The sequence below is a fragment of the Streptomyces sp. SS8 genome, assembly GCF_054072955.1.
In genome coordinates this window covers 94,848-119,811 of the sequence record NZ_JBSVCZ010000010.1, presented here as the reverse complement: position 1 = coordinate 119,811, position 24,964 = coordinate 94,848, and the positions used below count along the sequence as shown (strand labels likewise).

The following is a 24,964-nucleotide window of genomic DNA, read 5'->3' as shown; positions in this document are numbered from 1 at the left end:
AGCCCCCGCCCGTACGCCGGGCAGCAGCCGCCGCGGCGTCCTGCGCGCCGCCGCCGCGACGGCCGGGCTCGGCATCGCCGGGCTCCCCACGGCCGCGGCCCACGCCGCCGAGGGCACCACCGCCGGCCGCACCTCCGCCGCACCCGGGCAGGCCGGCGCCGCGGGGGCCGGCGCCTATCTGGTGGGACGCGGCATCGCGGACGCCACCGGCGAGGTCGCCGAGGTCGGCATGATGGGCTACGGGCGCACCGACCAGCAGGCCCAGGGCCTGCACAACCGGCTGCGGGCCCGCGCCTTCGTCATCGCCGACCGGGCCCCGGACGGAAGCGCCGGGGAACGGGTGGCCCTCGTCGTGGTCGACTCCCCCATGATCTTCTCCAGCGTGCACCAGGCGGTGCTGCGCGCCCTGGACGAGCGGTACGGCGGCCTCTACAACGCCCGCAACACCATGATCACCGCCACCCACACCCACGCCGGTCCGGGTGGCTACTCCCACCACCTGCTCTACAACATCACCACGCTCGGCTTCCACGCCAAGACCTTCGACGCGGTGGTGCGCGGCATCGTGGAGGCCGTGGGCCGGGCCCACGCCGATCTGGCTCCCTCCGAACTCTCCCTTTCCCATGGGGAGTTGCTCGGCGCCAGCGTCAACCGCTCCCGTACCGCGTTCGAGCGCAACCCGGCCGACGTCAAAGCCCACTTCCCCGACGCCGTCGACCCGCTCACCACGCTGCTGCGGATCGAGCGGCAGGGGCGGCTGGTGGGCGCGGTCAACTGGTTCGCCACCCACTGCACCAGCATGTCCGGCGACAACACACTGATCAGCGCCGACAACAAGGGATACGCCGCCTACCACTGGGAGCGCGAGGTGGCGGGCGCGGACTACCTGGCCGGCACCGCGCCCGAGGTGATCGCCGCCTTCGCGCAGACCAACGCCGGCGACATGTCCCCCAACCTCGACCTGGAGCCGCCCACCACACCGGAGGACTTCGAGCGCACCCGCGCCAACGGACTGCTCCAGTACGAGGCCGCCGCGCGGCAGCTGGACCGGCCCGGCACCCGGCTGTCCGGCGGCGTGGACTCCCGGCTGGTGTACGTGGACCTCTCCGACGTCACCGTGGGGCCGGAGTTCACCGGCGACGGGCGCGCCCACAGAACGGCCAAGCCGGCCGTCGGCGCGGCCATGGCGGCGGGCAGCACGGAGGACGGGCCGGCCTTCCCCGGCTTCTCCGAGGGCGGCAACCCCTTCTGGGACGCGATCTCCCACTCGGTGGTCTACACCGTCTCGCCGGAGCTGCGCGATGCCCACGCGCCCAAGGCGATCGCCGTGCCCATCGGGGAGATGAACCGGATCTACCCCTGGGTGCAGGAGATCGTGCCCGTGCAGCTGGTGCGGATCGGCCGGCTGTACCTGATCGGCGTCCCCGGCGAGGTCACCGTCGCGGCGGGGCTGCGGCTGCGGCGCACCGTCGCGCAGGCCACCGGCGCGGATCTGGACGACGTGCTGGTGGCGGGCTACGCCAACTCCTACTTCCACTACCTCACCACCCCCGAGGAGTACGACGCCCAGCACTACGAGGGCGGCAGCACCCTCTTCGGCCGCTGGCAGCTGCCCGCGATCCAGCAGGTCTCGGCACAGCTGGCCCGTGCGATGCGCGAGGGGCGGGCGCTGCCGACCGGCCCGGAGCCGCCCGACCTTTCCGCCGCGCCGCTCGCCCTCCAGCCTCCGATCGTGCTGGACGCCCCGCAGATCGGACGCTCGTTCGGGGACGTGCTGACCCAGCCGCGCGAGGGCTACCGGGCCGGTGAGCGGGTCACGGCGGTGTTCGCCGGCGCCCACCCCGGCAACGACCTGCACCGGGGCAGCACCTACCTGCGGGTGGAGCGGTACGAGGGCGGGGCGTGGCGCACGGTCGCCGACGACGGCGACTGGTCGACGGCCTTCCGCTGGGAGCGCGACGGGATCGCCGCCTCCAAGGTGACCGTCACCTGGGACGTGCCCGCCGGTGCCACCCCCGGCCGCTACCGCGTCCGCTACCACGGCGACGCCAAGCCCCTGGTGGGCGGGGCCCGTTCCTTCTCCGGCACCACGCGCACCTTCAGCGTGCTGGCCTGATCCCTCCCCGGCGGCCGGGCGTCCCGCACTATGCTCCACCGGGCCGCCCGGCCGCCGAGGAGGTGGGGTGAGTGACGCACAACCCGGTACCGCTGCACCGGCTGGAGGTGCCCGAGCCGAACGAACTGCCTTTCGCCATCGGCTCCTTCGACACCATCGGTCCGCTGTCACGCGCCGGCTTCCCGCACCGGCACGTCTTCCACGAGATCGTCTACGTCACCAGCGGCCGCGGCACGCACGTGGTGGACGCGGTGCCGTGGCGGCTGAGCCCGCCGAACCTCTGCGCGGTCGCCCCCGGGCAGGTGCACCACTGGCGCGGGATCTCGGGCCTGAACGGCTGGGTGGTGCTGTTCACCGACGACTTCCTGCTGGAGCACCCGGAGGACCGCGAGACGCTGCGGGGACTGCGGGAGCGGCCGTGGCTGCGGCCGCCGCGCGACGAGGCGGTCAGGCTCTCGGCGCTGCTGCGGGAGATGGACCGGGAGTACCGCGGCCGGGGCGGGGGCTTCGCCTCCGTCCTCCAGTCCTATCTGCACGTCCTCCTCGTCCGCGCGAGCCGGCTGTCCGGCGGCGGCCCGCCCGCCGCGGCCGGGACGGAGGGCGGACGGGCGTCCGGGGCGGCCCGGGACTTCGGCCGGCTGCTGGAGGAGCCGGAGGCGGGACGGCTGTCGGTGCGCGAGTGCGCGGCGCGGCTGGGGGTGTCGGCCGGCCATCTGAACGAGACGGTCAAGCGGGCCACCGGGCGCACCCCGGGACAGCTTCTGCGGCGAGCAAGGGTGCTGGAGGCCAAACGGCTGCTGACGGGAACGGGGATGACGGTGGGCCAGGTGGCCCGGCACACGGGCTTCGCCGATCCGGCGTACTTCTGCCGCTTCTTCCGCCGGGAGACCGGTGTCACCCCCGGCGCCTTCCGCCGCGGGGCCGGGGAGGGCGGTGGAGCGGACGCGGGCGGCGGGGCGGGCACGGAAAGCGAGGCGGGCCGGGGCGGGAGCGGAACGAATCACCACGACCGCTGAGTTCTGTCCATCGCCTCCGCCCGGACACCCGCATAGGTTCAGACCTGCTCGCGAAAGGTCCATACCACCTTCCCCGACAGCAGGAGAAACCGTGGAAGACCACGCCACCCCCCGCCCCGGAAGCGGCCCCGGGCCGGCCTCCGAGGCCGGCTCCGGGCCGCGCCCCATCAGCCGCAAGAGCGTGCTCAAGGGGGCGCTGCTGGCCGCTCCCCTGCCGCTGATCGCCGGTGGCGCACCGGCCCTGGCCCGCACCCTGCGGCCGTCGTCCGCCGGCGAACCGCTCCCGCTCACCCCCTACTGCGACGACGGGGACGACCCCACACCACCGCAGATGGAGGGCCCGTACTTCAAGCCGAACTCACCGCGCCGCACCTCGCTGGTCGACGCGGGCACCCAGGGCACCCGGCTGACCGTCAGCGGGTACGTGTTCGGCCGGGCCTGCCAGCCGCTCGCGGGCGTCCTGCTGGACTTCTGGCAGGCGGACGCGGGCGGCACCTACGACAACACCGGCTACCGGTTCCGCGGCCACCAGTACACCGACGCGCGGGGGGCGTTCGAACTCACCACGATCGTCCCCGGCCTGTACCCGGGCCGCACCCGGCACATCCACGTCAAGGCGCAGGCGCCGGGCCGCCCCGTGCTGACCACCCAGCTCTACTTCCCGGGCGAGCCGCGCAACGGCACCGACGCGATCTTCGACCCCGCGCTGCTGATGAACGTGCGGACGGTCGGCTCGGCGAAGGAGGCGACGTTCGACTTCGTCCTCGACGTCTCCCGGACGCCGCCGCCCACCCCGCCCCCGGACGGCCCCGGCGGCACCTGGCGCACGGGGGTGAACTACCGGGCCGGCGACCGGGTCGAGTACGGCGGAGCCTCCTACACGTGCCTCCAGGCGCATCTGTCCCAGGCGGGCTGGGAGCCGCCGAACACCCCGGCCCTGTGGCGGCGGGCCTGATCCCGGCCGCTGAGCCACGCCCGCCGGGCCACGCCGTCCGGGCCCGCCGCCGGATCCGGTGGCGGGCCCGGACGCGGTCAGCCGGATGCGGCGGTCTCGGCGTCCGGGCCCCGGTGGGAGCCGAGGCAGGCCAGAAGCCCGTCACGGTGCAGTCCGGCGACCGGCTCCATCAGGTCGGGATGCCGCAGCAGGGGCGCGGCCTGCCGGTCGAGCCCGTCGGGAGCGGTCAGCCTGCGGAAGTCGACCGCCAGTCCCCGCGCGTGCTCGCTGCGCAGGGCACCGGCCACCGCCTCCCCCACCAGATCCGGCGAGGTCAGCAGGCAGGCCGCCCAGCTGGCGAGGACCTCGTCCACCCAGGTGCGCCAGGCGCTCCCCGTCTCGCCGGGCTCGCGGGGCAGGGGGATCCACGGCAGTCCGGCGGACGCGCCACCGGGACCGTCGTGGCCGTCGGTGCCGCCGGGGCCGGCCGGTTCCGGGGCCGCCGCGCCGGTGATCCGGTCCAGCCGCAGGGCGCCGCCCGGTCCGGCGACCGCCACCAGCGCGGCGTCCAGCGGTGTCGGATAGCGCAGCCAGGCCGCGACCGTGACCGCCTGGCGCGCCTGCGCCTCGGCCAGGGAGGCGCTGAGCACGCCGCCGGCGGTCGGATAGGCGCGGACCAGCCACCGGGTGGTGGCGGCTATGACGGAGGAGAGATCAGCAGACACCTTGGTCCCGCGTTTCGGAAGAGCGGATTCCGGTATTCGGTACCTCGATGGTAACGAGCCCCGCCCGGGCCGCCGGGGTGAATTGCGACACCGGGCGCCTCCCGGCGCGCGGAGCACCGCACCGGAAGGCGGATCGGGAGGGAGGGCGCGCGGAGGGGGTCTCGTCACCGGCCGTGCGCCGGGCTACGGTGACCTGTGACAGCCGCGCCCCCCGGTGGTGACCGCACCGGCGGCGCGGGCGGACCCGGCGGGCACGGCGGAAGGGGAACTGCCGTTGAACTGCACCACATGCGGAGCCACCGTGATCCAGGGGCCCGACGGGCGCTGGTCCTGCGGCAACTGCGGAGCCACCGGATGACCCCCTCGCACTCCGACGTCCCGGCGCACGACGTGGCCGTGATGCACTGCGCCCAGTGCGGCTGGTCCGTCCAGGAGGGGCCGCACGGCGGCTATGTGTGCACCCAGTGCTTCCACACCGTCGAGCCGCCGCTGGACCTCGGCAGGGGCTGACCCGGGAGCGTCCGCCGCACACGCATCGTCAGCACGTACCTCGTCCGCACACGCCTCATCCGCGTGCCCGGGGCACGCGCGGAGCGGTGCTGTGCGGAGCGGGCCGCCGGGCCGCGCGGAGCGGGCCGGGCACCGCGGCCAGGGCGTGCTCCGGCGGTCCGTCCGCCAGGCCGTCCGCGGAGTCCGTAAGACCGGACGTGCGGCCGGACGTGCGGCCTGGCGCCGGCACACCGGAGGGCTCGGCGGCGGACGGCGCGGGGCCGGCGGGGCCGCCCTCCGGCGGGGGCAGCAGCGCACCGCCGTGGCGCAGCAGCCACCAGCGGTAGGCGGGACTGGCCCAGGCGACCTCGGCGTAGGCGGCCATGAGGTCGGTACGCAGGCCGGCGATCTCGGCCGCCAACGGGCTGTCCGACCGGCAGGCCAGTAACAGCCGTACCGCCAGCGGGTCGTCGCGCAGCGGGCGGATGACCATTCCCTGGCGCTGCTGGGAGACGGGCTGGCACACGCTCACCGCCTCGCCGCCGGCGATCAGTGCCGCGGCGGTGGTGTTGTCGGGCACGTGGACCATGCGCGGGTTCAGTCCGGCGGTCGCGAAGGCACGGCGCGTGGCGGCCCACTCCCCGTCCGCCGTGAAGTCGACGATCCACTGGTCGTCGGCGAGGTCGGCCATGTCGACCATCCGGCGGCCGGCCTGGGGATGGGTCTCGGGCAGGGCGATGAACTGCGGTTCCCTGGCCACCAGGACGTGCTGTTCCACTCCCGGGGGGAAGCGCAGCGGGAAGCCCTCCGGCTCGTGGACGAACGCCACGTCCACCTGCCCGTCGGCGACCGTCTGGAGCAGCGAGTTGGCCGAGACGTCGATGTGGATGCCCGTCTCGGCGCCGGGGTAGCGGTCCCGGAGCCTGCGCACCCATCCGGCCACGGCACGGCTGGCCGTACTGCCGATCCGCAGCCGCGCCCCTCCGGCCAGCGCCGCCGCGCTCCTCGCCTCGCTCACCAGGGCCGCCATGTCGGCGACGATCGGGCGCGCGCGGCAGAGCACGGACCGCCCCAGGGCCGTGGGACGGCTGCCCGTGCGCTCCCGGGTGAACAGCCGCCCGCCGATGGCGTTCTCGATACGGCGCAGCTGCGTCGTCAGAGAGGGCTGGCTCATGCCCAGGCGCAGCGCCGCCTTGCGGACGCTGCCGGCGTCGGCGATGGCGCACAGCACACGCAGATGCCTCACGTCGAGCTCCACACCTGGAGGATAACGACGCCCCAACAGGCGGCACCAGACGTCCAAACGCCGCCGAAACGGCATGCCCGGCGTTCCCGGCGCGCGAGTCGGGCCGTCCCGGGCCGTTCCGGCGGGTCCTCGGCGCGCCTTCCCGGCCGGGAGACCGGGCGGTGTGATCACGGGTGATAGCCCGGCGCTATCACCGGTTGGCATCATCCCGGCGGCGCGGAGGTCGAACACAATCCTGACTGACCGAAGTTCCTCCGCCGGACCCGGCCCCCCACACACAGGTTCCGCGTCAGGTTCCGCCCCCGGGTTCACCGACGAGAAGGAGACCCCCACATGAAGTCCTCCAGAGCGGCCCTGGCCGCGGCGCTCGGTCTGGGCACGGCCCTGAGCCTGACCGCGGTGCCGGCCTCCGCGGCCCCCGCCCCCGCGGACCGGCTCCCCGCCTCGATCGCCGCCTACTCCGGCTCCGCCGCCGACCAGGCCAACACCCGGGCCTTCTTCGAGGCCGTGATGGAGTCCGCGCTGTCCAAGCAGCGGACCACGGGGGCGCAGGCCGTCACGGTCGTCTACGACGCCAGCCGGGCGCCCTCGTTCGCCACCGAGATATCCCGCAGCGCCCAGATCTGGAACTCCTCGGTCAGCAACGTGCGCCTGGTCTCGGGCAGCAACGCCGACTTCCGGTACTACGAGGGCAACGACTCGCGCGGCTCCTACGCCAGCACCGACGGCCGCGGCAACGGCTACATCTTCCTGGACTACCGGCAGAACCAGATCTACAACTCCACCCGCGTCACCTCTCACGAGACCGGCCATGTGCTGGGCCTGCGGGACAACTACTCCGGGCCGTGCAGCGAGCTGATGTCCGGCGGCGGCCCCGGCCCGTCCTGCACCAACGCCTACCCCAACGCCGCCGAGCGCAGCCGGGTCAACCAGATCTGGTCGTACGGCCTGAGCGCCTTCCAGAAGGAGTCCGCCGCCAAGGCCCGCTGACGACGGGGCCGTTGGTCCGGTGAGCCCGCTCGCCGGACCAACAGCCGAGCAGCGCGGCCGCCCGCCGGCCCGGCGTTTTTCTCCCCCCACGGACGCCGGTCCGGCGGCCCCACTCCGGCGCCGGGCAGGAGGGACGAGACCCTGCCCGGCGCCGGCGCCCACCCCTCGCGCGGCCCGTACCGCCGGACCGGAGCCCCGCCGGCACACCGCCGCGCCCGGACCCCTCGCCGGCGCCGCGTCAGGGGCGCAGGATCAACCGGATCGGGTTGCCCTCCCTGCGCAGCAGTCGGTCCACCGCCTCCCCCGCCTCCGCCAACGGCAGCACCCCGCTGACCGACCGCGAGAACTCCAGCCGGTGCCGCCGCACCAGTTCGACGAGCCGCACCACATGCTCGTCGGAGGATCCGTAGTGGCCCAGCACCTGCTGCTGGAAGTAGCTGAAGGCGGTGCCGTCGGTGATGGTCAGCGGCTTGTCGGTGAGCCCGACCAGCACCAGCCTGCCGCCCGGCCCCAGGCAGCGCGCCGCCTGCTCCCGCACCGCCGGCATCCCGGCGAAGTCGAAGGCGACGGCCAGTCCGGCCCCGCCGGTCTCCCCCCGCACCCGGGCGGGCAGTTCGGGGTCGTCCGAGGAGAGGGCCAGGTCGGCGCCGAAGGCCAGGGCCCGTTCGCGCGCCTCGGGCAGGGGGTCGACGGCGATGATCGGCGCGGCGCCCACCAGGCGCAGCAGTTGCACGCCGTGCACGCCCAGACCGCCCGCGCCCCAGACGCCGGCCGGGCGCGCGGGCTCGGTGCGGGCGGTGGCGGTGATGGCGGCCCACGGGGTGGACACCGCGTCCGGGATGATCGCGGCCTGCTCGAAGGGCAGCTCGTCCGGGATCTCCACCAGCGTCGACCCGGTCGCCACCGCGTACTCGGCCCAGCCCCCGTCGTAGTCCACGCCGCGGGTCCACACCGCCCCGTCCCGCTCCTCCCCTGCCTGGAGCAGGACGCGCTGCCCCGGCCGCCACCGGGTCACGCCCGCGCCCGGCTCGGCGACGACGCCCGCGACCTCGTGGCCGAGGGTGACGGTGTCCCCGGGCAGGTACAGCGGGGTGAGCGTGCCGTCGATCAGGTGCACGTCCGACAGGCAGACCCCTGCGGCCTCCACCTTGACCAGCACCTCCCCCGGCCCCGGGCGCGGGGTGGGCACCTCCTCCACCGAGAAGGCGCGCGTCTTCACGTCCAGCCGTCCGGCGAGCACGGTGACCACCTGTCTCCCACGTCGGTGCTTGCGTCTCTCCTTGCGTTCCCGCCGGGGTACCCGCGCCCGAGACGGGGGATGCGGCCCGGCCGGCGGTTTCGTACTCCGCGGGGGCCGCTCCCGGTCACGGGTCCGGGAGCGGCACCGGATCAGGCCCCGGATCCGGCGTCGGCCCGGCCCCGGGCGGGGATCTCCTCCGCCGCGGGCGGCGGGCCGGGCGGGGTCCCGTCGCCGAAGGGCCGGCCGCCCAGCTCCTCGCGGTGGTGCGGGGTCAGCCACCCGGACGGGTCCGGGCCCAGCGGCACGATCTGGGTGGGGTTGATGTCGGTGTGCACCTGGTAGTAGTGACGCTTGATGTGGTCAAAGTCGACCGTGTCGCCGAAGCCGGGGGTCTGGAAGAGGTCGCGGGCGTAGGCCCACAGCACCGGGTCCTCGGTCAGCTTGTTGCGGTTGCACTTGAAGTGGTTGTGGTAGACCGCGTCGAAGCGCACCAGGGTGGTGAACAGCCGCACGTCGGCCTCGGTGATGGTGTCCCCCACCAGATAGCGGCGGCCGGCCAGGCGCTCGGAGAGCCGGTCCCAGCAGGCGAACAGGTTGCGGTAGGCGCGCTCGTAGGCCCGCTCGCTCTTGGCGAAACCGGCCAGGTACACGCCGTTGTTCAGATTGCGGTAGACGTCCTCCATCACCTCGTCGATCTCGTCGCGCAGCGGCTCGGGGTACAGGTCGGGCGCGCCGTCGCGGTGCAGCGCGGTCCACTCGGTGGCCAGGTCGAGCGTGATGCGCGGGTAGTCGTTGGTGACGAGCCTGCCACTGGGGACGTCGACGATCGCCGGGACGCTGATGCCGCCGTCGTAGCCGGGCTCGCGGGCGGCGTACGCCTCGCCGAGGAAGGCGATGCCCAGCACCGGGTCCCGGCCGTCCGGGTCCAGGGTGAAGCGCCAGCTCCGCTCGTCCTGCAGGGGGTCGGTGACCGCCAGGGAGATCGCGTCCTCCAGGCCGAGCAGCCGCCGCACCACCAGGGCGCGGCTCGCCCAGGGACAGGCCCGGCTGACCACCAGCCGGTACCGTCCGGCCTCGACCGGCCAGCCGTCGGCACCGTCGGCCGTGATGCGGTCGGTGAAGTGGCTCGGGGACCTCTTGTACTCGGCCGTCGTGCTGCCGGGGTTGCCGACGCTGGTCGTCATGGGGGCTGTCTCCCTCTCGGGCTCGGGCTCTCGGAACGCCCCGGCGGTCCGGCTCGCCGGCTCACCGGTTGCCGGGCGACGGGACGCGGGGTCCGGACGCCTACCCGCTTCCGCGCCCCGGCACCCGTACGCCCGGCGGCCCCCGCTCCCGGCCCCGTCAGCTCCCGGCGGCGGCCCGCTGCGGACGCGCAGCCCCGCGCGGCTCGCCGCGGTAGGTGCCGAACTGCCAGCGGTTGCCCTCGGTGTCGCGTACGGCGAAGTCGCGGGAGCCGTGGTCGGTGTCGTACGGCTCCCTCAGCACCCGCGCACCGGCGCGCACGGCCCGCGTGAAGAGTTCGTCGGGGCGTGCGGTGACGACGTACGCCCCGAAGCTCCCCGGTTCCAGGGGCCAGGGGTCGTCGTCGCCGCCGCGCACCGAGCCGAGCATGATCCCGCCGCCCTCGGGCCAGTCCAGCTGCGCGTGGTGGACGGTGTCCGCGTCCGCGCCCTCACCCCTGACGACCAGGGTCTCCTCGAAGCCGAACGCGTCGGCCAGGAAGCGGATCAGCGCCGGGGCGTCGTGGGCCCGCAGCGTCGGCCACACCGTGGGGTGCGGTGCCGTGGGGTGCGGTGCCGTGCCGTTCGTGCCTGCCGTCATCTCTGCCGCCCTCCTTCGTCGGGTCGCTCCGGGTTCTCGCGGCTCACCCGCCCTCGGTGAGCCCCCGCACGTCCCACTGTTGCGCCGGTGCGCCCTCGGCGGCTTGGACGTTTCGGAACAGCGTGCCGTGCTCCCGCTCCAGCCAGCGGCTGGGTGCGCAGCCCGCCAGCGCCCGGAACTCCCGGGCCAGATGGGCCTGGTCGAAGTAACCGCACTCGGCCGCCAGTGCGGCCAGCCCCAGCCCGCCCGCGCCCGCCGCGACCACCCCGCCACCTTCCGCGGCCCCGGCGGCCCCGGCGGCCCGGGCGGCCCGGGCCGCGAGCAGCCGGCGGGCCCGGTCGAAGCGGACCACCCGGGCCGCCGCCTTGGGCGTGAGCCCGATCTCGGCGCGGAAGCGGCCGGTGAGGTGCCGGGGGCTCCAGCCGGCCTCCTCGGCCAGTTCCGGGACGGAGACGGCACCGCCGGAGGCCAGCAGCCGGTGCCAGGCCCGCGCCACCTCGGGGCGCGCGGTCCGTTCCGGGCGCAGCAGACGCGGCAGGACGCGGTCCAGTACGTCGAAGCGCTCCGGCCAGGTCGCGGCCTGCCGCAGCCGGTCGTGGAGCTCGGCGCAGTGCCGCCCGAGCACGGCGTCGGCGGGCACGTCCAGATGCGCAAGCTCCCCGGCGGGCGGCCCGAGCAGGGCCCGCGCGCCCAGCGGGCCGAGCGCGATCTGGACGCCCGACTGCCTGCCCTCGTGGGCGATCAGCGCGGGCGCCGCGTGAAGGCCGCCCAGCAGTGTGTCGTAGTGGCCGGGCGGCTGCCGGGGATCGGGATGGGCGGCCACGGTGAGCCGGTCGTCCAGGGTGAGGATCAGCGTCAGATACGGGGAGGGCAGACCGCGGTGGAGGGCCGGCGGCAGACCGGCCTGGCGGTAGCCGGTGTACCGGGCGACGTACGGCCGCAGGGCGGGGGCCGGACTGCGGCACACGTACTCGTCGACCACCCCGCCGGCCGTCCCGGGGCCGGCGGGGGACGCGGTGCCGGTTCCGGTCGCGGTGCCCATACGCTCCAGTATCGGCCCCGGGCGGACGCGGCGGGCGGGGTGCGGGTGGATCAGTCCAGGCCGAGGGCGGCCAGGTGCCGGGCGAAGGGGACGACGGTCTCCGTCTCGCCGGTCCCGTCGGCCGCACCGGTTGCCCCGGTCGCGTCGTTCGCACCGTTCACGCCCGTCGCACCGGCCCTCCCTGCGAGCCTCCGCCGGGCCTCGAGCAGTTCCGCCAGTTCCTGCCCCGCCCGCTCGATCCGGGCCGACAGCTCGCCCACCCTCTCGTCCACGCCGCCCCAGTCCTCGGAGGCGGCGTAGACGGCGGTGGGGACGGTGACCGCCCGCAGGTAGGCGAACATCGGGCGCATGGCGTGCTCGATGACCAGGGAGTGGCGCGGTGTGCCGCCGGTCGCGGCCATCAGGACCGGCTTGCCGTGCAGCGCGGTGTTGTCGATGACGTCGAAGAAGGACTTGAACAGGCCGCTGTAGGAGGCGGTGAAGACCGGGGTGACCGCTATCAGGCCGTCCGCCCCCGTCACCGCCTCGACCTCCTCGGCCAGGGCGGGACCGGGGAAGCCGGTGACGAGGTTGTGGGCGATGTCGGTGGCCAGGTCGCGCAGTTCCACCACCCGTACCTCCACCGGACGCTCCCCGCCCTCCAGGTGCCGTCGGGCCGCCTGCGCCAGCCGGTCGGCGAGCAGGCGGGTGGAGGAGGGGCGGCCGAGTCCGGCCGAGACGGCCGTGATCCGGATGGGTTCCATGGTCGTACTCCTACGGGTCCTGTGCGGGGCGTCCGGTGTGCCCGGTGGTGTCCGGGAGGGATGCGGCGGCTGCGCCGGGCCGTGTCAGGCCGTGGCCCCGGGGGCCGCGGCTTCCGCTCCGGCCCCGGCCCCCGCCTCGCGGCGGGCGAGAAGGGAGGCGTGCGTGGGGGCGTCCGGCACCTGCGCGGGGCGCCTGGCGGCGAACTCCTCGCGCAGCACGGGCACGACCTCCTCACCGAGCATGTCGATCTGCTCCAGCACGGTCTTCAGCGGCAGCCCGGCGTGGTCCATCAGGAAGAGCTGGCGCTGGTAGTCGCCGGCGTAGTCGCGGAAGGCGAGGGTCTTCTCGACGACCTGCTGCGGGCTGCCCACCGTCAGCGGGGTCTGCTCGGTGAAGTCCTCCAGCGACGGCCCGTGTCCGTAGACGGGCGCGTTGTCGAAGTACGGGCGGAACTCGCGGACGGCGTCCTGGGAGCTGCGCCGCATGAACACCTGGCCGCCCAGGCCGACGATCGCCTGCTCGGCGGTGCCGTGGCCGTAGTGGGCGTAGCGCTCCCGGTACAGGGAGACCATGCGCTGGGTGTGCTCCTTGTTCCAGAAGATGTTGTTGTGGAAGAAGCCGTCACCGTAGTAGGCGGCCTGTTCGGCGATCTCCGGGGAGCGGATGGAGCCGTGCCAGACGAACGGCGGGACGCCGTCGAGCGGGCGCGGGGTGGAGGTGAAACCCTGCAGGGGGGTGCGGAAGCGGCCCTGCCAGTCCACCACGTCCTCGCGCCACAGCTTGTGCAGCAGCGCGTAGTTCTCGATCGCCAGCGGAATGCCCTGGCGGATGTCCTGGCCGAACCAGGGGTAGACCGGCCCGGTGTTGCCCCGTCCCAGCATCACGTCCACGCGCCCATCGGCCAGGTGCTGGAGCATCGCGAAGTCCTCCGCGATCTTGACCGGGTCGTTGGTGGTGATCAGGGTGGTGGAGGTGGACAGGATCAGGCGCTCGGTGCGGGCGGCGATCCAGCCGAGCATGGTCGTCGGCGAGGAGGGCACGAAGGGCGGGTTGTGGTGCTCGCCGGTGGCGAAGACGTCCAGGCCCACCTCCTCGGCCTTGAGCGCGATGGCGACCATGGCCTTGATGCGTTCGTGCTCGGTGGGCGTCCGGCCCGTGGTCGGGTCCGGGGTGACGTCGCCCACGGTGAAGATTCCGAACTGCACTGCACTCACATCCCGATGGTTGATTGTTCAATCACTTTACCGAACAGCCGGACTCCCCTCCCTATTCCGGCCCCCTCCCCGCTGCTCCCCACCCGGCAGGCATGGACACCCCGGAGCGGGGAACCGCGTAGCGCGGAACGCCCACAGCGGGCTGCCCGTACGGCCCGCACGGGCAGCCCGTACGAGGCAGGGAGCGAGGCACCATGTTCAAACGCCGCCGCAAGGAAGAACGGCACGAGAAGGACGAGCGGCTCAGGCAGGTCGCCAGGGAGCACGTCCGCCACCTGTCCGGCGAGACCGCCAAGGGGCGGGTCGACCCGGCCACGACCGAGCACACCGGGCGCGAGAAGGGCGCCCCCGGCGGCACCGGCGCCTCCGGCGAGGGCGACACCTCCCGCTGAGGAGGGCACCGGGCCGTGTGTGGTGGGGCCGGCCCGCGCGGGGCGGCCCCACCGCACTCACTCCAGGACCTTCAGGCCCACGACACCGGCGACGATCAGCACCAGGCAGAGCACACGCCCGGTGGAGACGGGATCGCCCAGTGCGACCATTCCGTACAGCGCCGTGCACACGGCCCCGATCCCGACCCACACCGCGTACCCGGTGCCGATGGGGATGCCGCGCATCGCGTAGGCCAGGCCGCCCATGCTCAGGGCGAGGGCGACGACGAACAGCACGCTGGGCCTGAGCCGGGTCAGACCGTGCGACGCCGAGAGCGCCGCGGCCCACACCGCTTCCAGAAGCCCCGATACGACCAGTACGACCCACGCCACGACGTGACCTCCGCAGGTGATGTGCCTTGCTGCGTATGACCTGCGCCGTCTTGTCCTGCCGGGTACGACGCGCTCGTCCGGGGCGCGGGGGCGCCACGGGCAACCTAACACCGGTCCGCACCCTCCCCGCCCCCGCGCCCCCTGGGCACCCCTGGTCATGCCGCCGCGCTTCCCGGGCACGCGTGGTACATGCGCTACTACGCCGACCTGCACGTGCACTCCCGGTACAGCAGGGCGTGCAGCCGCAACAGCGATCTGCCGCACCTGGCCCGGTGGGCGCGGCGCAAGGGCATCACCGTGCTGGGCACCGGCGACTTCCTCCACCCCGTGTGGGCAAAGGCGCTGCGCGAGTCGCTGGTGCCCGCGGAGCCGGGGCTGTTCCGGCTGCGCGACGACCTCGACCGCGAGGTGCTGGAAGACCTGCCGCCGACCTGCCGCGGCCCGCTGCGCTTCCTGCTCCAGGTGGAGGTCGCCACCAACTACCGGCGCGGCGGCCGGGGCCGCAGGATCCACCACCTGTGCTACGCGCCGGACTTCGACGCGGCCGGGCGCCTGGCCCGCACCCTGTCCCCGTACGGCGACCTCGCCTCGGACGGACGTCCCGCCCTGGCGGTGGACTCCCGCGATCTGCTGGAGGCCGTCCTGTCCTGCGGCGAGGGCGCCTACCTGGTCCCCGCGCACGCCTGGACGCCCTGGTTCGGCGTCCTCGGCTCGAAGTCCGGCTTCGACGGCGTGGACGAGTGCTACGGCGACCTGGCCGGCCACGTCTTCGCCCTGGAGACGGGTCTGTCCTCGGATCCGGAGATGAACTGGCGGGTCTCCTCGCTGGACCGCCTGCGGCTGGTCAGCCACTCGGACGCGCACTCCCCGCCCGTCCTGGGCCGCAACGCCACCGTGTTCGACACCGAGGTGGACTACTTCGCGATCCGCCGCGCCCTGGAGACCGGCCAGGGGTACGCCGGCACCGTGGACCTGTACCCGGAGGCGGGCAAGTACCACCTGGACGGGCACCGCGCCTGCGGGGTGCGGCTGGAACCGGCCGAGACCAGGGCGCGCGGCGGCAGGTGCCCGGTGTGCGGCAGGAAACCGACCGTCGGTGTGCTCCACCGGGTCGAGGAGCTGGCCGACCGCACCCCCGGGCGGAGGCCGTCCACCGGCGGCGAGGCCCTGAAGATCGTCCCGCTGCCGGAGATCGCGGGCGAGGTCCTCGGGGTCGGGCCGAAGACCAGGACCGTCGAACGCGCCCTGGAGAGCCTGACCGCCGCACTGGGACCCGAGCTGCCGCTGCTGCTCCAGATGCCGGTGGACCGGGTGCGCCAGGCGGGCGAGCCGGAGACGGCCGAGGCGATCGAGCGGCTGCGCGCCCACCGGGTACGGCGAGAGCCCGGCTACGACGGCCGGTACGGCTCGATCTCGCTGTTCGGCCCCGAGGACGCCGGGGAGCGGCGGGAGAAGCCGGCACCGGCGGGCGGGGCGGGCCGATAGGGCGCGCGGACGCGGCAAAGGCGCACCGCCCCCGTCCCGCGCCCGGACGCATACCGCCGCGGCCGGCGGGTACCCCGGCGGCGCACCGATCCCCCACAGCACGGGAGGCGGCCGATGATTCCCCGGACACTGAGGATCCCGACCGACGGAGGAGCCGCCCTGACCGGGGACCTCACCGTGCCCGAAGGGGCCCGCGGCGTCGTGGCCTTCGCCCACGGCAGCGGCAGCTCCCGGCACAGTCCGCGCAACCGGGCGGTGGCCGGGGTCCTCCAGGACGCCGGGCTGGGCACGCTCCTGTTCGACCTGCTCACCGAGGACGAGGAGCGGACGGACATGGTCACCGCCGAGTACCGCTTCGACATCCCCCTCCTCGCGCGGCGCCTGGTGGCGGCCGTCGACTGGCTCGGCGGCCGCCCGGGCACCGCCCGGCTGCCGATCGGCCTGTTCGGGGCCAGCACCGGCGCCGCCGCGGCCCTGGTGGCCGCGGCCGAGCAGCCCGGCCGGGTGCGGGCCGTGGTCTCCCGGGGCGGCAGGCCCGATCTCGCCGGCGGCGCCCTGGACCGGGTCTCCGCGCCCGTCCTGCTGATCGTCGGCGGTGAGGACCGCGAGGTGCTGCGGCTGAACGAACAGGCGGCCTCACGGCTGTCGGCCCCGTGCACGGTGCACGTGGTGCCCGGCGCCACCCATCTGTTCGAGGAGCCCGGCACCCTCGACCAGGCCGCAGCCGCGGCCCGCGACTGGTTCGTCCGGATGGCCGGGCGGACGGTGCCCCGGTGAACCGCCCGCCGCCGCACCGGCGTCCGGCCCCGGTCGTCCGGTCCCCGCCGCACGGCACCCGGTCCCCGCGCGGGGCCACAGGGAAGCGAAGGGAGACAGATCATGCGCTTCCACGACCGCACTCAGGCGGGCCGGATGCTCGCCGAGCCGCTGCGGGACCTCCGGCGCGCCGGGGAGATCGGCGACCCGCTGGTGCTGGCCCTCCCCCGGGGCGGAGTCCCCGTCGGCGAGGAGGTCGCCCGCGCGCTGCACGCACCGCTGGACGTACTGGTCGCCCGCAAGATCGGCGCGCCGTTCAACCCGGAGTTCGGCATCGGGGCCATAGCGGGTGAGGGCCCGCCGCTGTTCGACGAGCAGTCCCTGCGGATGCTCGGACTGACGGCCGGGGACCTGGCCGGGCAGGTCGAGCGGGAGCGGGCGGAGCTGCGTCGCCGCGAGCACCTGTACCGCGGCGGCCGGCCCGCCCTGGAGCTGCGGGGCCGCGCGGTGATCGTCGTCGACGACGGGCTGGCCACCGGCGTCACCGCGCGCGCCGCGCTGCACGCCGCCCGCGTCCTGGAGCCGGAGGTGCTGGTCCTGGCCGTCCCGGTCTCCTCCGTGCAGGCGGCAGCGGCGATGGAGCGGGTGGCCGACCGCCTGGTGTGCCTGGAGACACCGCCGTCCTTCCAGGGGGTCGGGCAGTGGTACGAGGACTTCCACCAGGTCGGCGACGAGGAGGTGATCGCCGCGCTGAGGGCCTCGGCCGCCGCGCGGTGAGCGGCGCGGCGGCGCAGGGGGCGGGGCCGGGGCGCCGGGGCGCGTTCACCGGCCGGCGGCCAGCACCGCCGCGAGGCCTTCCCGCAGGTCTTCGACGAAATACCCGGGCACCTCCAGCGACGGGAAATGCCCGCCGTTCTCGGGCGACCTCCAGCGGACGATCCGCCGGTACCGCTCCTGAGCCCAGGGGCGCGGACACTTCTCGATGTCGCGGGGGTACATGGTGATCGCCGACGGGACGTCGACCCGGAGTCCGGGGTCGAGGGAGTTGTGGCTCTCGTAGTAGATACGGGCCGCCGAAGCGCCGGTCCGCGTCAGCCAGTAGAGGGTGACGTCGTCGAGAACTCGGTCCCTGGAGATCGTCTCGAACGGGCTGTCCTCGGTGTCCGACCACTCGGCGAACTTGTCGAGGATCCAGGCGAGAAGCCCGACCGGCGAATCGACCAGCGAGTAGCCGATGGTCTGCGGCCGGGTCGCCTGCTGCTTGGCGTACGCCGCGCGGTGGCGCCAGAAGTCGCGGGTCTCCTCGGCCCATCTGCGCTCGGCCGACGTCAGCCCGTCCGTCGTCAGCCCGGGCGGCGCCTGCGCGAACGTCGTGTGGATGCCGAGGACGTGTGCCGGGAACCTGCCGCCGAGGACCGTGGTGATGTTGCCTCCCCAGTCCCCGCCGTGGGCCAGGAACCCGTCGTAGCCGAGCCTTCCCATCAGCTCCACCCATGCGGCCGCGATCTTCTCGGTTCCCCACCCGGTGGCGGCCGGCTTGTCGCTGTGGCCGAAGCCCGGCAGCGACGGGACCACGACGTGGAAGGCCGGCGCGTCCGCGTCCTCCGGGTCCGCCAGTTCGTCCACCACGTCGGTGAACTCGGCGACGCTGCCCGGCCAGCCGTGCGTCAGGACCACAGGAGTGGCATCCGCGCGCGTGGACCGGCGGTGCAGGAAGTGGATCCCCAGACCGTCGATGACCGTGCGGAACTGGCCGATGCGTTCGAGGCGCTCCTCGAACGACCGCCAGTCGTACCCGGTGCGCCAGTAGTCCACGACGTCGACGAGATCGGCGAGGGGAACGCCCTGGTCCCACCGGCGGGGGCCGGGCGCGGCTCGGTGGACCGTCTCGGCCTCCGGCAGTCGCGCCGCGGCCAGCCGCGCTCGCAGGTCGTCGAGTTCGGCGTCGGCCGCGCGGGCTTCGAATGCCTGCACGTCGCGGGTGGGGTGGGGCATGGGACCTCCTGGCCGTCGCGGGACCGGCCGCGAACCATCGTGAACCGGCTAAGGCGGTTCTAACACGCCGTCATATCGGCGTGCAACCGGCTATGGTGGTTCCATGAGCGCTGGGTTCCCCGACTTCCGCCTCGGCAATGTGCTGGCGACCAGCTTCACGGCGACCCTGACGGAGCGTCGCGGCAACGCCGTGGAGCGCATCCCCACGCCGCACCGGCTCGTCGACTGGCTGGCGGTGAGCGGCCTCGCCGTGGGCTCCTGCACCACCGCCCAGTTCGACCTCGCCCGGGAGCTGAGGGAGTCGATCCACGCCACCGCGACAGCGGCCGCGCTCCAGGAGGCCCTGCCCGCATCCGCCGTCGAAGTCATCAACGACCGCAGTGCCCAGGGCCGGGCCGCCGCGATCCTGACACCCGAGGGCGAGCGGCGGTGGCGGCTCAGCCCGGGCTCCCAGGTGGAGGACGCCCTCGGCGTGATCGCCGCCGACGCGATCGGCATCATCTCGGGCGAGCGGGACGGAAGGCTGGCCCTGTGCGCGTCACCGACCTGCCGGGCCGCCTTCTTCGACACCAGCCGGAGCCGCACCCGCAGATGGTGCGACATGAACACGTGCGGGAACCGCCAGAAGAAAGCACGCTTCAACGCCGGCCGGCGCAAGCGCCCCGGATCAGCGCAGTGACCGTTGCGCTCGACGGGCCCGAGCGGACCCCGCGCCTGCGGCGTATCCGTCATGTCGCCCCCCCCCGGCGGGTACACGGAGGCGTGATCCCTGGACCGGTGGAACGCTCTTGCGGCGAGACGCAGGCCGAGCGATGACGAGTGGGCGCCGATCGAGCCGGCGCTGCCGCTGCCGGCCGGCCAAACCGCTTTGGCGCGGGTACGCCCGCCGAACCGTCGGCGCGGCTGCGGCCGGCCATCCGGCGGGCGGCGGCTCAACGCCCGGTGGTCCGGCCCTCGGGGCGGTCCGGTTCACGCGCCGGCGACCTGAAGTCGTCGCGCTGCCGTACGGCTCCGGACCGGGCCCGGCGCCGCGGGAGCTGGATGGCCACCACGGCGGTGATCATCACCACCGCTCCGGCGGCCTGGACTCCGCCGACGGTCTGCCCGAGCCACATCCACGCCAGCACGGCGCCGAACAACGGCTCGAGGGAGATGTTCACGGCCGCGGCCTGGGCTCCCACCTCGGCGGCGCCCCACGCGTAGAGCACGAACGGCGCCAGAGTGCCGGCCACCCCGATGAGGCAGGCTCTGGCCAGCAGGTCGGGGTGGCGCAGCAGTTCCGGAACCCCGCTGAAGCACTGCGCCACCAGCCACGCCAGGCCGGCCACCGCGAATGGCTGGTCGAACAGGGGCTCATCGCCGCCTCCGACCCTCTGGACGAGCGCGACCGCCTGCGCGTCACCGAGGTCCGCGAGGCCCTGCGCGCCCTGGCGCGAGTGAACACGCCGAGCCGCGCGGGCCAGGACCCCGCCGGGGCGGACGACACCTCCCGGCGAACACTCGACGCGGCCATCCGCGACGCCGGGGTGCGACTGCGTTTCCTCCCCGACGGGACACCGGAGCTGGCGCCCGGCACCACCGCCGGCGTCACCGGAGCGCTCGGCCGCTGCCTCGCCATCGCCGGGCACGCGGCCTTCGACGGCACCTGGCGCCGGCTGAGGATCTGCCCGTCCGAGGACTGTCAGTGGGCGTTCTACGACCATTCCAAGAACCGCTCCGGCACCTGGTGCCAGATGGCGGAGTGCGGCAACCGGGCCAAGGTCAACGCCTACCGCGCCCGCCGCGCAGCGGGGTGATCCGGCTCGCCCGCCCCGGGGCGGGCGAGCCGGGCGGCGGGGGCTCAGCCGGCGTCGAGGCCCAGGTCGGGTCCGAAGGACTCGTAGTGGATGCGGGAGGCGGGGACGCCGCGCTCCAGCAGCTGGGTGCGCACCGAGCGCATGAACGGCACCGGCCCGCACAGGTAGGCGCGGACCTCCTCGGGGATCTCGACGCCGGACAGGTCGACCAGTCCGGTGCGCTCGGCCGGCCACCGGCCCTCGGGGCGCTCGTACCAGACGTGGAGGGCGGTGCCGGGCAGCTTGGCGGCGAGCTGCTCCATCTGCTCGCGGAATGCGTGGGAGGACTCGGTGCGGTCGCCGTGCACCACGGTGGTGCGGCGCGGGGAGCCGGTGGCGGCCAGATGGGCCAGCATGCTGACCATCGGGGTGCAGCCGATGCCCGCCGAGGCGAGCAGGACCGGCCCGTCGCCGTCGTCCAGCGCCACGTCGCCGAAGGGCGCGCCGACGGTGAGCACATCGCCCTCGCGGACGTTCTCGTGCAGCCAGTTGGAGACCTCGCCGGCCGGGTCGCCGCCGACGCGCTTGACCGATATCCAGCGGTCGTCGCCGTCGGGGGCGCAGGAGAGGCTGTACTGGCGGATCTGCCGCGCCCCGTCGGGCAGGGCGACCTGGACGGAGACGTACTGCCCCGGCCGGAAGGGCGGCACGGAGCCGTCGTCGGCCGGGCGGAGCATGAAGGTCGCCACCTCGGCGGTCTCCTCCATGCGGCCGACCACCTTCCAGGGCCGCCACACGTCCCCGTCGCCGAGGCCGCTCGCGGCGTACAGCCGCGCCTCCATGGCGATCAGGGCACCGGCCATCAGCCAGTACACCTCGTCCCACGCCTCGGCCACCTCGGGGGTGACCGCCTCGCCCAGGACCTCGGCGATGGCGGCGAACAGATGGCGGTGGACGATCGTGTACTGGTCGGCGGTGATGCCCAGGGCGGCGTGCTTGTGGGCGATGCGGGCCAGCATCGCGTCGGGGCGCCGGTCGGGGTTCTCCAGCAGCATGGTGGCGAAGACGGCGATGGAACCGGCCAGTGCGCGGCTCTGGGTGCCGTTGGCCTGGTTGCCCCGGTTGAACAGGTCGCGCAGCAGCTCGGGGTGGGCTGCGAACATCCTGCGGTAGAAGACCGGGGTGATGTCGCCGATGGCGGCTCCGATGGCCGGCAGGGTGGCGCGTACGACGGCGGTGGACTTCTCGGACAGCATCACTGACTCCTCAATTCGCATCTCGGATGCGAGTTTTAGGGCGCGCGGAACCACTCCACGGCACCTGGTTCGGTTCGCGGCCGGCTCGGATACGGGTCGGGCCGGGCGGCTACGTGGGGGACGGCGGGCCGGTGAGCAGGCGGAGCACCACGGGCCCCGCCGGTCCGCCCACCAGGTCCCGCACCGTCAGCGGGTCGAGCGTCGCGTAGAAGGCCTCCTGGGCCTCGTACAGCGCGGACCGCAGGCGGCACGCGCCGCGCAGCGGGCAGGGCGCGGACGGATCCTCGCAGCCCACCACGTCACCGGCGCCCTCCAGTTGGCGGACGAGCCGGCCGACGGAGGCCTCCCGGCCGCGGGAGGTCAGCTCCAGCCCGCCGCCCCTGCCCCGCCGGGCCTCCAGCACACCCATGTGCTGGAGGCGGCTCACCACCTTGGACACGTGCGTGTAAGGCGCGGCCACCGATTCGGCGACCTCCCGGGAGGTGGGGACCTCGCCCTCGTCCATCACCGCCAGGCGCATCACCACACGCAGTGCCAGATCGGTGAACTTCGTCAGCCGCATGCCATGAAGATATCAATACGCATCCGTGATGCGAATTTGGGGGTCATGTGAAGGTCAGGTCCGGGCCACACGCAGCCGTACGGGCGCGGGACCGCCCCAGGGCCGCGGCAGAGGTCCTCCCAGACCCGGTGTGATCGACCCCAGCACCCGGGCGTGGCGCGCGCCGGTGCAGGCCGGGACCGTGCCGGGCAGACCGAGGGCCGTGAGGAAGCCCAGCAGCGCGAAGGCGTAGGCCTCCTTGGCACCGGAGGGCAGACCGAGCCCGTCGGACACGCGTACCAGAGTCCCGTCCAGGGCGCGGGCGAGCCGGGCCAGCAGTGCGGGGTTGCGGGTGCCGCCGCCCGAGACGATCACCTCGGTGCCACCCGCGGCGCGTACGGCGTCGGCGACGGTGCGGGCCGTCAGCTCGGTGAGGGTGGCCAGCACGTCCTCGGCCGGAAGATGCCCGAAACCGGCCAGGGCGGTGCGCAGATAGGCGGCGTCGAACAGCTCCCGGCCGGTGGTCTTCGGCGCGGGCCGGGCGTAGTACGGCTCGGCCAGCAGTCTGTCCAGCAGCGGTCGGCAGACGGCGCCCGCTGCGGCCAGCGCGCCGTCCGCGTCGTGGTCGGCCCGGCCCCCGGTCAGCTCCCGCACGGCCGTGTCGAGCAGTACGTTGGCGGGCCCGGTGTCGTACGCCAGCGGGCCGCGCGCCCCGTGCGCCACCGTGATGTTGGCGATGCCCCCCAGGTTGAGGGCGACGGGCGTCCCCGGCCGGCCGCGCAGCCACATCACGTCCAGGGCGCTCACCAGCGGCGCGCCCTGCCCGCCGGCGGCCACGTCGCGCGGGCGCAGGTCGGAGACGACCGTGCGGCCGGTGCGCTCGGCGATCCAGGCGGGCTGGCCGAGCTGGAGGGTGCCGCGCACCCGGCCGTCCTCCGCCCAGTGGTAGACGGTCTGCCCGTGGGAGACGACCAACTCCGCTTTTTCGGAGCACAGTTCGCGGTCGGCGCGGTCGGCCGCCGCCGCGAGTGCCTGCCCGAGGAGGGTGTCGAGCCGGCAGACCGCGGCCATGGTGGTGGGCGACGGCGGGAGCGCCGCGAGCAGTTCGCGGCGCAGCCCGCCGGGGAATGCGCACTCCAGGTCGCCCAGCGGGGTCAGGACGACCGTGTCGCCCTCGATCTCCAGGTCGGCGGCCGCCGCGTCGATCGCGTCGCAGGACGTCCCCGACATCAGTCCGATCACCCTCATGCCCGTGCCCTCCGTCTTCTCCGTGCCGTTCCCGCCGGTGCGCGCCGTCCGCGCCGTCCGCACCGCACGCGCCGTCCGTACCCGGTCAGTCCCGCAGCGCGCGCCGGTGGTCGTCGCCGCGCAGCGTGAGCAGCGCAGGCAGACCCGCCGCGCAGACGGCCACCACGTACAGGGCGGGGATGTCGGCGTCGCCGGTGCGCTTGATCAGTTCGGTGATGATGAGCCCGGCCGAGCCGGAGAAGACCGCGTTGGACAGCGAGTACGCCAGCCCCAGCCCGGTGTAGCGGACGGTGGTGGGGAACATCTCGGCGAGCATCGCCGGGCCGGGCCCGGCCAGCAGCCCCACCGCCGCGCCGGCCGCGAACACCGCCGCCGCCCCGGCCGCCCGGGAGGCGTCCGGGTCCTGGAGGAGGCCCAGCAGGGGGAAGGCGAGGGCGATCAGCGCGACCGTGCCCGCGACCATCACGGCCCGCCGCCCGATCCGGTCGCTGAGCGCCCCGGCGGGGAGGATGGCCAGCGCGAAGCCCGCGTTGGCCACGACCGTGGCCAGCAGCGCCTGCTGGAAGGAGGCCCCCAGGGTGCTCTGGAGGTAGGAGGGCATCACGACGAGGAAGGTGTATCCGGCGGCCGACCAGCCCATCAGGCGGCCGACCCCCAGGGCGATGGCCCGCCAGGTCGAGGCGGCGGACGGTGGGGAGGCCTCGGCGGGCGTGGACTCCGCGCCAGAGGAGCGCCGGAAGGAGGGCGTCTCCTCCAGCCGCAGCCGCAGCCACAGCGCGGCCAGCCCCATCGGCACGGCCAGCAGGAACGGCAGCCGCCAGCCCCACTCGTGGAGGGCCGCCTCGTCCAGCACCGTGGCCAGCAGTGCGGCCAGGCCGGCGCCGGCGAGCAGGCCGAGCGCCACCGTGAACGACTGCCAGGCCCCGTACAGCCCGCGCCGGCCGGGCGGCGCGAACTCCGTCATCACCGACACCGCACCGCCGAACTCCCCGCCCGCCGACAGCCCCTGGAGGACGCGGGCGAGGGTGAGCAGCCACGGCGCGGCGGCGCCCACGGTGGCGTACGTCGGCAGCAGGCCGATGGCCGCCGTGGCGGCGGTCATCAGCGAGACCACCAGGATCAGGGTGGGGCGGCGGCCGATCCGGTCGCCGATCCGGCCGAACAGGGCCGCGCCCACCGGACGGAAGAAGAAGGCCAGCGCGAAGGAGGCGTAGGTCTTCACCAGTGCCTCGACGTCGCTTCCGCCCTCGGGGGTGAAGAACCGCGCGGCGATGATCGTCGCGAAGTACCCGTAGACCCCGAACTCGTACCACTCGATGAAGTTGCCGACCGATCCCGCCACCAGCGCGCGCCGTGAGGCGGGCGGTGATCCCTTCCCCGCTTCGCCGTTCCCCGGCTCTTTGTCCCTGGCCTCCGCGGTCGCCGTCATCGTCCCGTCCTCCCGGTCCGTCGGTGCGCCCTGCCGGGCCCCACCGTGGGTTTCACGGCCAGTCATGCCCCACCGGCGGAGAGGAGATGTCCGGAACCCGGACCTTATTGCCGTGAGCACGTCACGCCGTCCGCACCG

Annotated in this window: 26 protein-coding genes and 1 riboswitch; of the genes, 11 read left to right on the top strand and 15 right to left on the bottom strand. The window is 74.5% G+C overall.

The annotated features are described in order from the left end of the window. Window positions 1-40: 40 nt before the first annotated feature. The 3 genes from ACW69E_RS12445 to ACW69E_RS12435 all read left to right on the top strand — a co-directional run bounded on the left by ACW69E_RS12445 (window position 41) and on the right by ACW69E_RS12435 (window position 4,087). Window positions 41-2,116, top strand: a complete 2,076-nt coding sequence (locus ACW69E_RS12445) for a neutral/alkaline non-lysosomal ceramidase N-terminal domain-containing protein (protein ID WP_457498320.1) — start codon at window positions 41-43, stop codon at window positions 2,114-2,116. A 71-nt stretch (window positions 2,117-2,187) separates the two neighbouring features. After that, complete coding sequence (locus ACW69E_RS12440) at window positions 2,188-3,132, top strand: helix-turn-helix domain-containing protein (protein ID WP_457498248.1); 945 nt, start codon at window positions 2,188-2,190, stop codon at window positions 3,130-3,132. 91 nt (window positions 3,133-3,223) lie between these two features. Next, on the top strand, window positions 3,224-4,087 hold the full coding sequence (locus ACW69E_RS12435; RefSeq protein ID WP_457498247.1) for a dioxygenase family protein: 864 nt from the start codon (window positions 3,224-3,226) through the stop codon (window positions 4,085-4,087). Window positions 4,088-4,164: 77 nt separating this feature from the next. Here ACW69E_RS12435 and ACW69E_RS12430 read toward each other — a convergent pair whose 3' ends face one another. Beyond that, window positions 4,165-4,791 carry a hypothetical protein gene (locus ACW69E_RS12430; protein WP_457498246.1) on the bottom strand — a complete coding sequence of 209 codons (627 nt, stop codon included), beginning with the start codon at window positions 4,789-4,791 and terminating at the stop codon, window positions 4,165-4,167. Window positions 4,792-5,145: 354 nt separating this feature from the next. On the opposite strand from ACW69E_RS12430, the gene ACW69E_RS12425 reads away from it, so the two are divergent. After that, complete coding sequence (locus ACW69E_RS12425; protein ID WP_237878097.1) at window positions 5,146-5,301, top strand: hypothetical protein; 156 nt, start codon at window positions 5,146-5,148, stop codon at window positions 5,299-5,301. A 55-nt stretch (window positions 5,302-5,356) separates the two neighbouring features. Here ACW69E_RS12425 and ACW69E_RS12420 read toward each other — a convergent pair whose 3' ends face one another. After that, window positions 5,357-6,538, bottom strand: a complete 1,182-nt coding sequence (locus ACW69E_RS12420) for a LysR family transcriptional regulator (RefSeq protein ID WP_457498245.1) — start codon at window positions 6,536-6,538, stop codon at window positions 5,357-5,359. A 321-nt stretch (window positions 6,539-6,859) separates the two neighbouring features. On the opposite strand from ACW69E_RS12420, the gene snpA reads away from it, so the two are divergent. Beyond that, window positions 6,860-7,516 (top strand): snapalysin, encoded by a 657-nt coding sequence (snpA, locus tag ACW69E_RS12415; protein ID WP_457498244.1) that lies wholly within the window; start codon window positions 6,860-6,862, stop codon window positions 7,514-7,516. A gap of 238 nt (window positions 7,517-7,754) precedes the next feature. On the opposite strand, the gene ACW69E_RS12410 is transcribed toward snpA, so the two are convergent. From ACW69E_RS12410 to ACW69E_RS12385, 6 genes are all read right to left on the bottom strand, one after another. After that, window positions 7,755-8,765 (bottom strand): zinc-binding dehydrogenase, encoded by a 1,011-nt coding sequence (locus tag ACW69E_RS12410; RefSeq protein WP_457498243.1) that lies wholly within the window; start codon window positions 8,763-8,765, stop codon window positions 7,755-7,757. 140 nt (window positions 8,766-8,905) lie between these two features. Next, window positions 8,906-9,940 (bottom strand): glutathione S-transferase family protein, encoded by a 1,035-nt coding sequence (locus ACW69E_RS12405; RefSeq protein ID WP_457498242.1) that lies wholly within the window; start codon window positions 9,938-9,940, stop codon window positions 8,906-8,908. A gap of 157 nt (window positions 9,941-10,097) precedes the next feature. Continuing rightward, the gene (locus tag ACW69E_RS12400; RefSeq protein ID WP_457498241.1) at window positions 10,098-10,577 is read right to left on the bottom strand and encodes a VOC family protein; all 480 of its coding nucleotides are present in this window, start codon (window positions 10,575-10,577) and stop codon (window positions 10,098-10,100) included. A gap of 43 nt (window positions 10,578-10,620) precedes the next feature. Next, window positions 10,621-11,619: a helix-turn-helix domain-containing protein gene (locus ACW69E_RS12395; RefSeq protein ID WP_457498240.1), complete on the bottom strand. Its 999-nt coding sequence runs from the start codon at window positions 11,617-11,619 to the stop codon at window positions 10,621-10,623. 50 nt (window positions 11,620-11,669) lie between these two features. After that, complete coding sequence (locus ACW69E_RS12390; protein WP_457498239.1) at window positions 11,670-12,362, bottom strand: FMN reductase; 693 nt, start codon at window positions 12,360-12,362, stop codon at window positions 11,670-11,672. Between the two features lie 84 nt (window positions 12,363-12,446). Then, complete coding sequence (locus ACW69E_RS12385) at window positions 12,447-13,568, bottom strand: LLM class flavin-dependent oxidoreductase (RefSeq protein ID WP_457498319.1); 1,122 nt, start codon at window positions 13,566-13,568, stop codon at window positions 12,447-12,449. A 203-nt stretch (window positions 13,569-13,771) separates the two neighbouring features. On the opposite strand from ACW69E_RS12385, the gene ACW69E_RS12380 reads away from it, so the two are divergent. Continuing rightward, the gene (locus ACW69E_RS12380) at window positions 13,772-13,969 is read left to right on the top strand and encodes a hypothetical protein (RefSeq protein ID WP_457498238.1); all 198 of its coding nucleotides are present in this window, start codon (window positions 13,772-13,774) and stop codon (window positions 13,967-13,969) included. A gap of 57 nt (window positions 13,970-14,026) precedes the next feature. On the opposite strand, the gene ACW69E_RS12375 is transcribed toward ACW69E_RS12380, so the two are convergent. Then, window positions 14,027-14,341 (bottom strand): DMT family transporter, encoded by a 315-nt coding sequence (locus ACW69E_RS12375; protein WP_457498237.1) that lies wholly within the window; start codon window positions 14,339-14,341, stop codon window positions 14,027-14,029. Between the two features lie 39 nt (window positions 14,342-14,380). Then, window positions 14,381-14,444: riboswitch (guanidine-III (ykkC-III) riboswitch) on the bottom strand. Window positions 14,445-14,530: 86 nt separating this feature from the next. Between ACW69E_RS12375 and ACW69E_RS12370 the strand changes: the two genes are divergently transcribed. The 3 genes from ACW69E_RS12370 (at window position 14,531) to ACW69E_RS12360 (ending at window position 17,359) form a co-directional block, all read left to right on the top strand. Continuing rightward, a complete protein-coding gene (locus ACW69E_RS12370; RefSeq protein WP_457498236.1) occupies window positions 14,531-15,826 on the top strand; it encodes an endonuclease Q family protein in 1,296 nt (431 codons plus the stop codon). Window positions 15,827-15,940: 114 nt separating this feature from the next. Next, the gene (locus tag ACW69E_RS12365; protein WP_457498235.1) at window positions 15,941-16,603 is read left to right on the top strand and encodes a dienelactone hydrolase family protein; all 663 of its coding nucleotides are present in this window, start codon (window positions 15,941-15,943) and stop codon (window positions 16,601-16,603) included. Between the two features lie 102 nt (window positions 16,604-16,705). Continuing rightward, window positions 16,706-17,359, top strand: coding sequence for a phosphoribosyltransferase (locus ACW69E_RS12360; RefSeq protein ID WP_457498234.1), 654 nt, complete (start codon window positions 16,706-16,708; stop codon window positions 17,357-17,359). Between the two features lie 45 nt (window positions 17,360-17,404). Here ACW69E_RS12360 and ACW69E_RS12355 read toward each other — a convergent pair whose 3' ends face one another. After that, a complete protein-coding gene (locus ACW69E_RS12355) occupies window positions 17,405-18,577 on the bottom strand; it encodes an epoxide hydrolase family protein (protein WP_457498233.1) in 1,173 nt (390 codons plus the stop codon). A gap of 103 nt (window positions 18,578-18,680) precedes the next feature. Between ACW69E_RS12355 and ACW69E_RS12350 the strand changes: the two genes are divergently transcribed. Then, window positions 18,681-19,256: a CGNR zinc finger domain-containing protein gene (locus ACW69E_RS12350; RefSeq protein WP_457498232.1), complete on the top strand. Its 576-nt coding sequence runs from the start codon at window positions 18,681-18,683 to the stop codon at window positions 19,254-19,256. A gap of 253 nt (window positions 19,257-19,509) precedes the next feature. Here ACW69E_RS12350 and ACW69E_RS12345 read toward each other — a convergent pair whose 3' ends face one another. Further along, window positions 19,510-19,884, bottom strand: coding sequence for an EamA family transporter (locus ACW69E_RS12345; protein ID WP_457498231.1), 375 nt, complete (start codon window positions 19,882-19,884; stop codon window positions 19,510-19,512). Between ACW69E_RS12345 and ACW69E_RS12340 the strand changes: the two genes are divergently transcribed. Continuing rightward, complete coding sequence (locus ACW69E_RS12340; RefSeq protein ID WP_457498230.1) at window positions 19,843-20,373, top strand: CGNR zinc finger domain-containing protein; 531 nt, start codon at window positions 19,843-19,845, stop codon at window positions 20,371-20,373. The two genes, ACW69E_RS12345 and ACW69E_RS12340, sit on opposite strands and share 42 nt — an antisense overlap. A gap of 44 nt (window positions 20,374-20,417) precedes the next feature. On the opposite strand, the gene ACW69E_RS12335 is transcribed toward ACW69E_RS12340, so the two are convergent. The 4 genes from ACW69E_RS12335 to ACW69E_RS12320 all read right to left on the bottom strand — a co-directional run bounded on the left by ACW69E_RS12335 (window position 20,418) and on the right by ACW69E_RS12320 (window position 24,826). Then, on the bottom strand, window positions 20,418-21,608 hold the full coding sequence (locus ACW69E_RS12335; protein ID WP_457498229.1) for a globin domain-containing protein: 1,191 nt from the start codon (window positions 21,606-21,608) through the stop codon (window positions 20,418-20,420). A 109-nt stretch (window positions 21,609-21,717) separates the two neighbouring features. Next, window positions 21,718-22,170, bottom strand: a complete 453-nt coding sequence (locus ACW69E_RS12330) for an RrF2 family transcriptional regulator (RefSeq protein ID WP_457498228.1) — start codon at window positions 22,168-22,170, stop codon at window positions 21,718-21,720. A gap of 54 nt (window positions 22,171-22,224) precedes the next feature. Continuing rightward, window positions 22,225-23,397, bottom strand: a complete 1,173-nt coding sequence (locus ACW69E_RS12325; protein WP_457498227.1) for an anhydro-N-acetylmuramic acid kinase — start codon at window positions 23,395-23,397, stop codon at window positions 22,225-22,227. A gap of 85 nt (window positions 23,398-23,482) precedes the next feature. Then, window positions 23,483-24,826: an MFS transporter gene (locus ACW69E_RS12320; RefSeq protein WP_457498226.1), complete on the bottom strand. Its 1,344-nt coding sequence runs from the start codon at window positions 24,824-24,826 to the stop codon at window positions 23,483-23,485. Between the last annotated feature and the right edge of the window lie 138 nt (window positions 24,827-24,964).